This window comes from Pectobacterium jejuense, assembly GCF_026800125.1.
GTDB lineage: Bacteria > Pseudomonadota > Gammaproteobacteria > Enterobacterales > Enterobacteriaceae > Pectobacterium > Pectobacterium jejuense.
On record NZ_JAPQKX010000006.1, the window covers coordinates 237,761 to 250,972 of the forward strand.

General features: G+C 52.5%; 12 protein-coding genes. 2 read left to right on the top strand and 10 right to left on the bottom strand.

The features are described 5' to 3' along the window. Nucleotides 1–113 precede the first annotated feature (113 nt). From NXT09_RS13200 to NXT09_RS13215, 3 genes are all read right to left on the bottom strand, one after another. Nucleotides 114–1,076 (bottom strand): pesticin C-terminus-like muramidase, encoded by a 963-nt coding sequence (locus tag NXT09_RS13200; protein ID WP_306417503.1) that lies wholly within the window; start codon nucleotides 1,074–1,076, stop codon nucleotides 114–116. A gap of 27 nt (nucleotides 1,077–1,103) precedes the next feature. Further along, complete coding sequence (locus NXT09_RS13210; RefSeq protein ID WP_268579984.1) at nucleotides 1,104–1,250, bottom strand: hypothetical protein; 147 nt, start codon at nucleotides 1,248–1,250, stop codon at nucleotides 1,104–1,106. Nucleotides 1,251–1,663: 413 nt separating this feature from the next. Beyond that, a complete protein-coding gene (locus NXT09_RS13215) occupies nucleotides 1,664–2,089 on the bottom strand; it encodes a GNAT family acetyltransferase (protein ID WP_039274944.1) in 426 nt (141 codons plus the stop codon). A 181-nt stretch (nucleotides 2,090–2,270) separates the two neighbouring features. Here NXT09_RS13215 and hemF point away from each other — a divergent pair, with 181 nt between their 5' ends. Together hemF and NXT09_RS13225 are read left to right on the top strand one after the other, a co-directional pair. Then, entirely contained in the window at nucleotides 2,271–3,203 is a 933-nt protein-coding gene (gene hemF, locus NXT09_RS13220) for an oxygen-dependent coproporphyrinogen oxidase (RefSeq protein ID WP_268579985.1), read from the top strand. A 3-nt stretch (nucleotides 3,204–3,206) separates the two neighbouring features. Next, entirely contained in the window at nucleotides 3,207–3,659 is a 453-nt protein-coding gene (locus NXT09_RS13225; RefSeq protein WP_010307164.1) for a YaiI/YqxD family protein, read from the top strand. Between the two features lie 81 nt (nucleotides 3,660–3,740). Here NXT09_RS13225 and mtr read toward each other — a convergent pair whose 3' ends face one another. The 7 genes from mtr to lerK all read right to left on the bottom strand — a co-directional run bounded on the left by mtr (nucleotide 3,741) and on the right by lerK (nucleotide 13,212). Beyond that, nucleotides 3,741–5,015 carry a tryptophan permease gene (mtr, locus tag NXT09_RS13230; RefSeq protein ID WP_268579986.1) on the bottom strand — a complete coding sequence of 425 codons (1,275 nt, stop codon included), beginning with the start codon at nucleotides 5,013–5,015 and terminating at the stop codon, nucleotides 3,741–3,743. A gap of 192 nt (nucleotides 5,016–5,207) precedes the next feature. Further along, complete coding sequence (gene maeB / locus NXT09_RS13235; protein ID WP_205553217.1) at nucleotides 5,208–7,487, bottom strand: NADP-dependent oxaloacetate-decarboxylating malate dehydrogenase; 2,280 nt, start codon at nucleotides 7,485–7,487, stop codon at nucleotides 5,208–5,210. A gap of 264 nt (nucleotides 7,488–7,751) precedes the next feature. Then, nucleotides 7,752–8,714 carry a sugar-binding transcriptional regulator gene (locus NXT09_RS13240; RefSeq protein WP_205553219.1) on the bottom strand — a complete coding sequence of 321 codons (963 nt, stop codon included), beginning with the start codon at nucleotides 8,712–8,714 and terminating at the stop codon, nucleotides 7,752–7,754. 201 nt (nucleotides 8,715–8,915) lie between these two features. Next, entirely contained in the window at nucleotides 8,916–9,773 is an 858-nt protein-coding gene (locus NXT09_RS13245; protein WP_268579987.1) for a phosphogluconate dehydrogenase C-terminal domain-containing protein, read from the bottom strand. Between the two features lie 37 nt (nucleotides 9,774–9,810). Continuing rightward, nucleotides 9,811–10,647: a sugar phosphate isomerase/epimerase family protein gene (locus tag NXT09_RS13250; protein ID WP_268579988.1), complete on the bottom strand. Its 837-nt coding sequence runs from the start codon at nucleotides 10,645–10,647 to the stop codon at nucleotides 9,811–9,813. A 16-nt stretch (nucleotides 10,648–10,663) separates the two neighbouring features. Beyond that, complete coding sequence (lerI, locus tag NXT09_RS13255; RefSeq protein ID WP_205553226.1) at nucleotides 10,664–11,443, bottom strand: L-erythrulose-1-phosphate isomerase; 780 nt, start codon at nucleotides 11,441–11,443, stop codon at nucleotides 10,664–10,666. Further along, complete coding sequence (gene lerK / locus NXT09_RS13260; RefSeq protein ID WP_268579989.1) at nucleotides 11,440–13,212, bottom strand: L-erythrulose kinase; 1,773 nt, start codon at nucleotides 13,210–13,212, stop codon at nucleotides 11,440–11,442. The genes lerI and lerK overlap by 4 nt, the downstream gene beginning before the upstream one ends.

Below are 13,212 nucleotides of genomic sequence, written 5' to 3' on the forward strand. Positions count from 1 at the left end.
AACCGGAGCTGCTTATCAAACCAGCTCCATTTTCATACAGATATTAATACACTAAGGGATTATTTATCCTCACCAATAAACCAAGTCACACTGAAATTTTATTTCATAAAAACTCACCGTGGAAGAATAATAGTGTAAGGTTGACCATCAGCGAAAGCAAACAAAGAATTAATATGCTGATAATCAGCATAAGCCAAAGCTTCAATATCTAGGTAAACAAGTTCCGCCTCTCTTTTTCTTCTTGTTTTATGCCCATCACCAAAATCATTAAGCTCCTTGAAAAATAAATCCCATTCATTACGGGTAATATATCCCCAGGATTTTGGCGTTTCTGTTTTTAGATTATTATATTGAAATGCTAAATCTGCTATCGCCGTCCTTGTATTTGCCGGTAACTCATTAAATTTCAAACCAACTGATTCAGCATCAAAGGCCTTTTCTACCTTTCTTAGTGCTTTTTGTGTGTAAATAGAGGTTAAGAAATCAGCCTGATCTGCAGTCAAACTTAATGGTGATTGCCTTAATTTTTCAACAGCAACATGTTCTTTAATTACGGTATAAGGTGACAATATATCCACAAGATATTGCGGTACGCCATCACGTAGCAATTCATCTTTATCTCTTTGTCCTAAATCCACCCCCCCACCGATAGTAACACCTGAATTCTTATATACCTCCCCCTTTTCATTTCTAGGAACATACCCGTTTGTTTTAAATCCTTCAGATTCTAATAAAAAATCTATATTAATACGCAATTTGTCTGAAAGCATCTGCCGGCGTAATTTTATTCTATCATCAAGCAACTTTTCAACACCGGTTCTAATAGTACAATTTTTACGAGGGAAGGCTACACAGGTTAATAAAAACATCCCCTTATCCTCCTCCTCTAAAAAACTCCCATCACTCTGATCAACGTCTCCAGTAATTAATAATGCCACACACGATGAACATGAACCAGCACGGCATGAATAGGGTAAATTATCCCCTCGCTTTTCGAATGCATCTAATATATATTCATCACCATCGCAATCAACTGTAACCCCAGTAGTTAAATCACTTACCTTGTATGTCGCCATTTTCACTCCCCTTTTCCAAGATACATTTCATCGTGCACAAAAACACTTTTCCCGTTTACATCCAGGTCGCCGTTTTTTTATCTCTTCAGGTTTTACTTTTTCTTCTGTTTCTTTTCCTCCATGAAAATTAACTTCCAATTTACTTTCACTTTGAAAAACTTCATCTTTTTTCATTCACTGGCCTCATTTATAAAACAAATAGCTTCATCTGCCATCATGGCTATATCAATTCACGATTCACACCGTAAATTAGAGGGTATAATGCAAGATCCTAATCATTTTTTATTTTAAAGGAGTTTAATAACCAGAATTGTCCTGTGGAATAAATAGAACCATTGAAATAATTACGATCAGTAACTCTACTATTGCGATAGGGTTCGTAAATTCCTCACCAAATGGTGAATTAAGAAATTTAATCAGAATGAACCAGGCATTAAACAGCCCATACACTGACAAATTCAATCATAACAATTGGTTAGCACATAAACAAGAAAAGGGGCACCATTAAAGGCGCACCTTTTCTCAGCATTGGGAATATTCTAGAGAAGAAAAAATATTAACGGGTATCGCTTGAAGATCGGAATAAATCAATATTCCCGATCTTCAATCAGGCGTTTTCCCAGCGTGATGCAGTCAACGATCTCATAGTCGAGCTTTTCATACATGCCGATGACAGCATCGTTGTCTTCGCGCACCATCAGGTGAATCTTCGGACAGCCGCGAGCAATGAGCTTTTTCTCCAGACGGCTAATCAACGCATTCGCAATGCCGCGCCCGCGAAAATCAGGATGCACGCCCAGATAGTATGCCGATCCACGGTGACCGTCGTAACCGCCCATCACCGATCCCACGAGTTCGCCGTTCACCTCTGCGACCAGAAACAGATCGGGATCGTGATTGAGCTTACGTTCGATGTCCATTTCAGGATCATTCCACGGGCGCAGCAAATCACAGCGTTCCCAGAGGGTGATCACGGCTTCAAAGTCATCCTGCCTGAATATGCGGATTTCCATCACAGTCGCCATTTTGCAATAAGGTAAATCGTGATTATCGCGTGATTTCTATCAGACGCAATCTCAAATTGCGCGCCGCCGTCAGGAATCACACAACAGGTGACCGGGGATCGATTTTATTGATGGTATACTGCCTGCCTTTATTATTGTGCCCCATCGCCAAAGAAACGAGATGCCCACTATGTCTGACGTCAATGCGGTAAAACATTTTTTGCTTAGCTTACAGGAAGATATCTGCCAGCAGCTTGCAGCGATCGATGGCGGAGCCGATTTCGCCAAAGATGAGTGGCAGCGTGCCGAAGGTGGCGGCGGGTGTAGTCGCGTGCTGTCCGGCGGACGCATCTTTGAACGCGCTGGCGTAAATTTTTCTCATATCATCGGTAAGTCGTTGCCGCCTTCAGCCAGTACACATCGTTCGGATCTGGCTGGCCGCAGCTTTCAGGCAATGGGCGTTTCGCTGGTGATTCATCCGCTGAGCCCTTACCTCCCCACCAGCCATGCCAATGTGCGCTTGTTCATCGCCGAGAAACCGGGAGAAGAGCCGGTTTGGTGGTTTGGCGGCGGATTCGATCTTACGCCCTATTATGGTTTCAAAGAGGACGCGGTGCACTGGCATCAGACCGCTCACGACCTGTGCCAGCCGTTCGGTGAGGATGTGTACCCACGCTATAAAAAGTGGTGCGACGATTACTTCTTCCTGAAACACCGTAACGAAGCGCGCGGTATCGGCGGACTCTTCTTCGACGATCTCAACGAGCCAGATTTTGCTACCAGCTTTGCCTTCATTCGCGCCGTCGGTAACGGCTTCCTTGATGGCTATCTGCCCATCGTTGAACGGCGTAAAGATCTGCCGTGGGGAGAACGCGAGCGCGAATTCCAGCTCTACCGTCGCGGCCGCTATGTGGAATTTAACCTGATTTGGGATCGCGGTACGCTGTTTGGTCTGCAAAGCGGTGGACGCACCGAGTCAATTTTGATGTCTATGCCACCGCTGGCGCGCTGGGAATACCAGCATCAGACTGAGCCGGGTAGCCCGGAAGCCCTGTTGTATCAAGATTTTTTACCAGCCAAAGACTGGCTGGCAGAAAGTCACACGCAAAACAAGGAAGCATAAGTCATGCAGATTTGGGTCGATGCCGACGCCTGTCCTAACGTCATCAAAGAAGTGCTATTTCGCGCGGCGGATCGCACACAAACACAGGTCACGCTGGTTGCCAACCAGACCATAAAAGTACCGCCGTCGCGCTTTATTCGCACGCTGCGTGTCTCAGCGGGTTTTGACGTCGCCGACAATGAGATTGTGCAACGCGTTGAAGCCGGCGATCTGGTGATCACTGCGGATATTCCGCTGGCATCGGAAGTGATAGAAAAAGGCGGCATCGCGTTGAATCCACGCGGCGAACGCTATACGCCGGATACCATTCGGGAAAGGCTAAATATGCGGGACTTCATGGATACCATGCGCGCCAGTGGGATACAAACCGGTGGCCCCAGCGCATTAAATCAGCGGGACCGCCAGCAGTTCGCTAACGAGCTGGACAAGTGGTTGCAGCAGTCAAAAAAGCCATAATGACTTGAAAGACTCGCCATCCCGTGTTTGCTGCTTTTAACAGACAAAGCAGGATGGCGATGCTGACTTAGCGATACTTACTTAGCGATAAACCGGCAGCAGATCGAGGCTGGCAAGGATATGTATCAGCGCGGTGCTGATACCAAATAGTAGCACCAGCGCAATCATCGCATTGCCGCCCCGCACGCGGAACAGCGGACTACCGAAGCGGCGACGCGATGCGTAAGCCAGCAGTGCAGGCGTAATCACCGCCCATACAGCAGCGGCCAGCCCGGCAAAACCAATCGCATAAATAAAGCCGTTCGGATACAGCAGACCGCCGATGACCGGCGGCAGAAACGTCACCACTGCCGTTTTGGATCTTCCCATTCGGCTATCGTCAAACTTCAGCAAATCTGCGAGATAATCAAACAACCCCAGCGTCACGCCGAGAAACGAGCAGGCCACAGCAAAGTTGGAAAAGACAGTGAGCAGCACGTCCAGATAAGGGCTATTCAACACCCCACCCAACGCCTGCACCAACACATCGATATTACCGCCCCGCTCCGCAATCCCGATAAAGTCAGGACGGGCAATGTTTCCCATCGTACCAATCAGCCAGATGGCATACATCACCAGCGCCAGAGAACTGCCAATAAACAGACAGCGCTTGATGATCTGCGGTTCACGGCCGTAGTGCTTCACCAGGCTGGGGACGTTGCCATGAAAGCCGAAAGACGCCAGACAGAATGGCAATGTCATCAGCACATACGGCAGATAGCTGGGTGCCTCTTCCGCCACATTGAGTAACACAACGGGCTTTACGTTCCACAGCAGGCTGCCAAACGTCATGAAAAAGGTCAGTACCTTTGCCGCCAGAAAAAAAGCGGTCATGCGGCTCACTGCCGCGGTGCTCCACCACACGGTCAACGCGACAAACAGCGCAAACAGGAAGCCGCCTATACGAGCAGAGAAATCGATCGACATCTCAGCAAGCGTGTGATGGATAATTGAACCACTCGCCGAAATGTAGGCGTACGTCAGGATATAGAGGACAAACGCAATCGATATGCCGTTAACGACATTCCAGCGCTTACCCAGCAGATCTTTGGTCAGCGTATCGAAGCTAGAACCGGTCGGATAGTTGAGGTTCGCCTCCAGTATCATCAACCCCGAGTGATACATGCAAAACCAGGTAAACACCAGCACGGCAAATGACCAGAAAAACCAGGCCCCCGACATCACCACCGGCAGGGAAAACATCCCGGCGCCAATAATCGTTCCTGCAATAATCATCGACCCGCCAAACAGCGAAGGAAGACGCTTTCCTGTACCGCTTTTTTCTACTGTATTTTCGTTCACTGTGCGTGTTGCCATAACCGATATTCGCTCGTTGGTTTTTTTATCGAGTCTGGGGAAGGCCCCCTACAGACGAGGTGGGATCATGGCATAAAACCAAAATTATTCCATTGATTCATCTTAGCCAGGCGACTATTTGGTCGATAAATTGCGATAAATAAAAAACCCAGCCGACTTCTGGCTGGGTTTGTCTGTATGGCAGGAAATGGCTTACAGCGGCTGAGTTTGTGCTTCTACCACCGCCAGCGCCACCATATTCACGATCCGGCGTACCGAGGCAATCGGGGTCAGGATATGCGCTGGTTTCGAGATCCCCATCAGCACTGGGCCGACCGTCACACCTTCTGAAGACGACACACGCAGCAGGTTATAGCTGATACGCGCAGACTCCATATTCGGCATGATCAAGATGTTAGCCGAGCCTTTCAGCGGGCTATCTGGCATTTGCTCGCGACGGATGGCTTCTACCAGCGCGGCGTCGCCGTGCATCTCGCCGTCGATCTCCAGTTCCGGTGCCAGCTTGTTGACCAGCGCCAGCGTTGCGCGCATCTTCTGCGCCGTCGGAGAATCCGAGGTGCCGAAGCTGGAATGCGACAGCAGCGCGACTTTCGGCTCGATACCGAAACGGCGTACGCTCTCTGCCGCCATCAGCGTGATTTCAGCCAGCTGTTCCGGCGTCGGATCGGCGTTGACATAGGTATCAGCGATAAAGGTGTTGCCGCTTGGCAGCATCAGCGCGTTCATCGCCCCCGCAGCCTGCACGCCTTCGCGGTAGCCGAACACTTTCTCAACTACATCGAAATGCTCTTCATAGGTACCAATGGTGCCGCAAATCAGCGCATCCGCTTCGCCACGGTGAACCATGATGGCACCGATCAGCGTTGGGTTGCCGATCACCGCGCGCTGCGCTTTTTCCTGCGATACGCCGCGACGCTTCATCAGTTCGAAATACTCGCTCCAGTATGCTTTGAAGCGCGGATCCGATTCGTTATTGACCACTTCGAAATCTTTACCGATGGTCAGTTGCAGCCCCAGCTTTTGCAGACGCATTTCGATGACGCTCGGACGACCAATCAGAATCGGGAACGCCAGCCCCAGCGTCACCAGCTCCTGCGTGGCGTGCAGCACACGCGCATCTTCACCTTCCGCGAAGACTACTCGTTTCGGCTGCTGACGCGCTTGTGCGAAGATCGGCTTCATGAACAGGTTGGTTTTGTAGACGAACTGGGTCAGTTTTTCGATGTAGGCATCGAAATCTTCGATCGGACGCGTCGCCACGCCGGAATCCATTGCCGCCTTCGCCACCGCCGGTGCGATCTTGATGATCAGGCGCGGATCGAACGGTTTCGGGATCAGGTAATCTGGGCCGAATGACAGCTCTTGGTCGCCGTAAGCAGATGCCACCACTTCACTCTGCTCCGCCAGCGCCAGATCGGCAATCGCATGCACGCAAGCCAGTTTCATCTCTTCGTTAATCGTAGTCGCACCCACATCCAGCGCACCACGGAAGATGAACGGGAAGCACAGTACGTTGTTCACCTGATTCGGGTAGTCAGAACGGCCGGTACAAATAATCGCATCCGGGCGCACTTCCTTCGCCAGCGGCGGCAGAATTTCTGGCTCTGGGTTTGCCAACGCCATGATCAGCGGGCGCGGTGCCATGGTTTTCACCATTTCCGGCGTCAGTACGCCAGGACCGGAGCAGCCGAGGAAGATGTCAGCATCAGGGATCACGTCCGCCAGCTTGCGGGCACCGTTATCCTCTACCGCATACGCCGCTTTGGTCTCTTCCATATTTTCGTCACGACCATGGAAAATCACGCCGCGCGAATCACACACCACGATGTTGTGCTTCTGGAGACCCAGCGCCACCAGCAGATTCAGACAGGCGATAGACGCTGCACCCGCACCGGACACCACCAGACGCACATCAGAGATATTTTTTTCTACTACGCGCAGGCCGTTCAGAACCGCAGCAGTACAGATAATCGCCGTGCCGTGCTGATCGTCATGGAAGACGGGAATCTTCATGCGCTCACGCAGTTTCTTCTCGATGTAGAAGCACTCCGGTGCCTTGATGTCTTCCAGATTGATACCGCCGAACGTCGGCTCCAGCGCAGCGATCACGTCGATCAGCTTGTCTGGATCCAGCTCGTCGACTTCGATATCGAAAACATCAATGCCGGAGAATTTTTTGAACAGAACGCCTTTGCCTTCCATTACTGGTTTACCGGCCAGTGCGCCGATATTGCCGAGGCCCAGAACGGCCGTTCCGTTAGAGATCACGGCGACCAGATTGCCGCGCGCGGTGTATTTGTAGGCTGCCAGCGGATCTGCCGCAATTTCCAGACAGGGTGCGGCGACACCGGGAGAATACGCCAGCGCCAGATCGCGCTGCGTCGCCAGCGGTTTAGTCGGGGAAACCTGAATTTTGCCGGGGATCGGATACTGGTGGAAATCAAGGGCGCTTTGCTTTAGCTGTTCATCCATCTTATGTACCTTTTCGGTTTTGTTGTGTCTGTAGGGTCAAGAGTACCCAGTATAGTGTTTGCGTATGGCTAAACTACCGAGGATGGCAAAAACTGAGGGGGAATGCTGGTTAATATAGTTATTTTATTTGACGGTTTTTCGTTCAAAAAATGGCATCAGGTACGCCGAATAGGCCGTTCGGAAGCCATTCAGGGGGGAATGAGGCGGAGCTAATAGGCACAGACGTCACGTGATGTAAAACACCACGCAACGGAGAAAAGTGGGTTACTGCGTCATATTCAGAATAGTACGAATATTGCCCGCACTGGTGGCGATAATATCGATGGCTCCCGTGCGTAACGCACCGAGAATGGCTAACGCTTTAGTGTTTTCAGAGGCAATGGCAATCACGCAGGGAATTTTATGTAACTCCTCAATACTCACGCCGATGACCCGTTCGTTCATCACCGTATCGACATGCTGGCCCTGAGCATTAAAGAAATCATACCCGGCAATATCACCAATAACGCCCTGATTCAGGCTGGCATCAATAATTTCATGCGGGGTAAACCAGCCAAGTTTAACCATGTAGCTGTTCTCATTCATATCCCCAATGCCCACCAGCGCGATATCAGCCTTGCGCGCCCGATCCAGCGTTTCCTTAATCGTGCCGTTCTGCATGAACGCTTCTTTCAGCGCCCGGTTTTCGACATAAGCAGGTGAGTACAGCGTTTCACTGCTGCCCCCAAATTTCTTTGCCAGACGGCGGCTGATATGGTCGGCGTTAATGGCATCGCCGGGACGGTGTGTTCCGCCGATACCGCAGATAAAGCGGCAATTGCGTTCCGTCACATTGCTCACATGGTCTGCGACCGCCGCCACATTACGACCCTGCCCCACCGCCACCACCGTATCGTCCTTCAACGACACAGCCAGATAGTTGGAAACCAACGCCGCAACCTGCCGCCGCTGTTCTTCCTCATCCTGATGATCTAACGCAATCAGGGCGCGCTTTATCGAAAAGCGTTCCAGCATCTGCTGTTCGAGGCGCGTGCTGAATACCGGATGATAGCGCACAGTAATTTCAACAATGCCCTCTTCCTTCGCCCGCTTTAGCAAACGCCCGACTTTAATGCGCGAAATACCAAATTTCTTGGCGATCTCTTCCTGAGTAATTTCGTCCTGATAATAAGCGACGGCGATTTCAGTCAGAAGTTCGCTTTCCTGAGATCCTGATTGTTTTTCCATCTGGTCACATTTTCCTTACGCAAGGGGATCGGTTTATACAGACGCTGTGTCTACAGATGAAAACAGTCGCGATGAATAATTGTTGCACGCCGGGAAGAGAGGCTCAAGCCCGGCGCGATTATCCCTGACGGTGGCGCAAATGGACAAAGATAGCCGTGCCGTAAGCCAGCCGAAAAAACTGGCTCCGGCAACGGGAGGGAATTACCGTTGAATGGCATCGATCTTCAGCATTTTGGCAATCACCAGATCGAGCTCTTTCTCATCGAAAATCTTTTTCCAATCCGGTTTGATGATGTTTTCTTTACCGTATTCAATGGCGATCATACACGCATCTGAAAACGGATTAGTACTGCGGAAAGCCACCGCCAACGCGATCTGGATATGACCATAAAGCATGGCTTTTGCGGCGGCTTCTGGCACACCAATCGTGTTAATGGTTTCATCCAGCGCTTCTTTCATCAAAGTGCCTACCATACAGGCTACGGTTTCAACCAGCGTCGGTTCCAGATAGGCCAGCTGTTTTACCGTCACCCAATGCACGTCAAGCACCGGGCCATACATCACTTTAATCACACCGGCCAATGCCGCTTTCTGCTCGTCGCTGCCTGTTTCATAAGATGCTGCAACGTGTTGCGGCGCCGCCACGCCACCAAATGCATCAGCATGTTCTTCCGGCGTGAAGCGATCCAGGAATACGGAAGGATGGCACGGATGTGCAACGGCGTAATCGATATCATCACGTTTGGCGATAAGATTGGCATAGGCCGCAGCCGGGTCCAGCGTCAGCAGCACCGCATTGCTTTTCATCTGTGGAACGACAAGCCCGGAGACTACCTTCAACGCAATATCCGGCACAGCCAAAATCACCACATCACTTTCAGGAATAACCTGTTCGGCAATGGACAATTCCCTGCCTGCGGCAACGACCTGCTCCTGCGCGCGTGGAGAGTTCTCGCAGTAAAACACCTGATAGTCACTTTTCTGGAAATTGGCAGAGATACGCATGCCCATTTTGCCGCCAGCGCCCAGTACGGTAATGGTTTTCAATTCAGCAGCCATGATTGTTACTCCTCGGATTTGCAATAATAAAAAGTGATTAAATAGAATGTGTTATGGGTAATGAACGGCCAGCATACGGATTTCGGGTATACAGATAGTTCAGGCTATGACGCGTCCAGGCGTCTTCCAGACGGCAGGTTTCTTCCGCATTGGCTTGCCACGGCAGCCAATGCTCAACGATCTGGTTAATGTTGCGTTCGTTCGGGCGTACGATCTGATGAAGTGCGTCGTAATCCAGCAGGCCGGTTCCCAGCAGGCAACCGGAATAGGTAAAGCCCACCCACCCTTCCTGACGGGCAAAAGCAAAATCTTTGATATGCAGGTTAACCACGCGTGGAGCCGTCAGTTCAACCACCTCGCGCGGATACTCCAGCGCGGCCACACAGTTGCCGGGATCGAGACAAATTCCCAGTGCTGGGCTGTCGATTGCGTCAACTACGGCGAGCACGTCGCGCGTTTTTACCTGTTCGTAGGTTTCCAGCCCCAATTGAATATGATGCCGTTCAAACTCAGGCAGCACCTGGCGCAGTAACGTAAGCGCCTCGTCTTGCGTCGGCTTATGTGTTGCCGTATTGAACATCGTGCGGATAAAACGAACATCCAGTGCACGGGCTATCGTGAGATAGCGCGTCAGGTGCGCCGTATCTAATCCTCGTGTCCCCAGCTCCAGTTGAATGCCGAAATCGGCAGCGTGCTGTCGTAGCGTTTCCAACTCGGTGGACGTGAGTGTTTCAACAGCAGCGTAATCACAAATCTGAAAAACGCCCGCACCAGACTCTGCCGTTTGCTCCAGCATGGCGTCCAATCCCAGTGGGTGTGGTACGCGAGAAGAGGCCCGCCAGAAGAACGCATAAGTACTTAATCCGATTGCCATGTGTATTTCCTCTCTCTTACGCCTGCGAGCCGAGCGCGAAAGCTTCATCCATAATCGCGTTAAAGGCTGCCGGATCGTGGGCAAAGCGCCCCAGAAACAGGCCATCAACCGAGTCGCCAAGCTGACTAAGTAACCCCGGCCCCGCACTACCGCCGTAAATGACTCGCCCCTCGCGCACTCCAGCCTGTATTGGAAAATGCTGTTTTAACGCCTGACAGACCTCGCTGATGTATGCCGTCGGGGCGGGCTCCGCACTACCAATCGCCCACTGTGGTTCGTAGGCCAGTACCAGCTCACCCGTCAACTGCTGCTTCTGCGCCAGATCCAGCGCCGCCGCCAACTGAGCCTGACAGGTGTCGATCGCCTGCTGCGTCGAACCGCGTTTCTCTTCGCCGACGCATAGCACTGGCGTTAGCCCATTACGCCAGGCCGCCGCCGTTTTCAGCGCGAAATGTTCATCCGTTTCACCAAAATAGCGGCGGCGTTCGGCATGCCCGATTTCAACATAGCGACACCCCATTTCGTGCAGCATGGTGCCGCTCACTTCCCCAGTGAAAGCTCCGTTATCCGCCCAATGCAGATCTTGCGCACCGACATGAATGGGAGACTGGGCAAACCGTTGCACAACGGGCGCTAACGTCGGGAAAGCAGGCAGAACAAACAGCCTGACCGAGGGCAGTGACGACAACGGATGCTGTGCCACCATCGCCTGAATGTGTTGGCACCAGTCGAGCGTCTGCTGGTAGCCGAAATACATTTTCAGGCTGACGCCCAGCGTCAATTTACGAGAGCTCATCGTTCACTCTCCGTTTGCGTCGCCGCCTGGCATGAAGGAGTCGACGTTGCATCGCTGTTCAACACCGTCGATATAGCAGCAAGAATCATCGCTAGCGATATCGCCCCCGCATCGGGTGTTCCCAGACTTTTTTCTGCCAGCGGGCGGGCACGACCAATTTTGGGTAACAGCTGCGCGGTGTCATCAGCCGCCTGCTGGGCGCACTGCGCGGCCTGCTGCCAGGCTTCTGGCAAGCTCATTCCAGCTTCCACTCGTTGTGTGAGTGCCAGACTAAAGGGGATCAATGCATCTACCAGCGTTTTATCTCCCGGTTTCGCCTTGCCGAAATGCATCACGCTTTCTTTAGCCTGACGCACACCATCTGCCACACGGCGACCGTCAGGACGTTGTTCATCACCTAATACGGTTCCCAACGCATTCAACGCGACGCCCCAGATTGCCCCAGACGTTCCCCCAGCCCGATCGGCCCAGGCATCTGCCGCACGTTGCAATAACGTACCGGCACCCGCCTGCCGTTCCAGCATTTCTGCCGCCTTTTCCGCCGCGGCAATCACCCCACGCTCCATGCCAATGCCGTGATCGCCATCTCCGGCAATCGCATCAATACGGCCCAACTCGGTGACGTTAGCCAGCACAATATCACGCGCTGCATTCAACGCCGCCGCAACACAATGTGCCGCCGCCTTCGATGCCGCCGTAGCAGTTGGGATCACATCGAGCTCTGCTGTGAATGTCTGCTCAGCCAGCGGTTCGGCGGGAGACACACTGCCTTTACGAAAGGCCGGTGCATCAGCAGGTGCACGCCAAAAACGCTCCAGTTCCTCATCCAGCCAGAACAGCGTGAGCGACAGACCGGCCATATCGAAGCTGGTCACGAGTTCACCCACTTCCGGCTCGACCACCGTCAGCTCCTGCTCGACCAGCAGTTGCGAAACTCGGCGATAAACCACAAACAGTTCTTCGTATTTCACGCCACCGAGGCCGTTGAGCACCACGCTAATCCGCTGCCCAGAGAGCGTCGCAATATCTTGTGGCACCTCTTTCAACAGTGAACTGACCAATAGCTCAGCCAGTTCATCGGCGGTTGAAATAGGAACATCGCGGATACCTGGCTCACCGTGAATCCCCATGCCTACCGCCATCATGCCTTCAGGAACGGTGAACAGCGGGTGCTCCGCCCCCGGCAACGTACAACCAGAGAAGGCCACGCCGAGTGAACGAGTACGCTGGTTGGCACGCTCGGCAACCTCAAGCACGGCGGCCAGATCGTAGCCCGCTTCCGCCGCCGCAGAGGCCGCCTTGAAGACCATCAGATCGCCCGCCACCCCACGGCGTTTGTGCGATTCGTTCAGTGGCGCACTGGAAATGTCATCGGTCACTGCCAGCAGCTCACACGGAATTCCCTCCGCATTCAGACGCGCCTTGGCCTGTCCGAAATGGAGCACATCGCCAGCATAGTTACCAAATGTCAGCAGTACGCCACCACCATTGTGTGCAGCACGAGCAACGGAGCAGATCTGCTGGGCAGATGGCGAAGCAAACAGGTTGCCCATTGCTGCGCCGTGCGCCAGCCCCTGCCCGACCAGGCCAGCAAACGCCGGGTAGTGGCCGGAGCCACCCCCGACCACAATGGCGACCCCACCTTCACGACTGCGAGTGCTCCTGACCACGCCGCCAGGCACCTGACGCACTTTGTCAGCATGCGCAGCCGCAAAGCCTTCGGTCAGTTCCCGGGCAAAGGCGGAAGGTTGGTTGAACAGATACGTCAT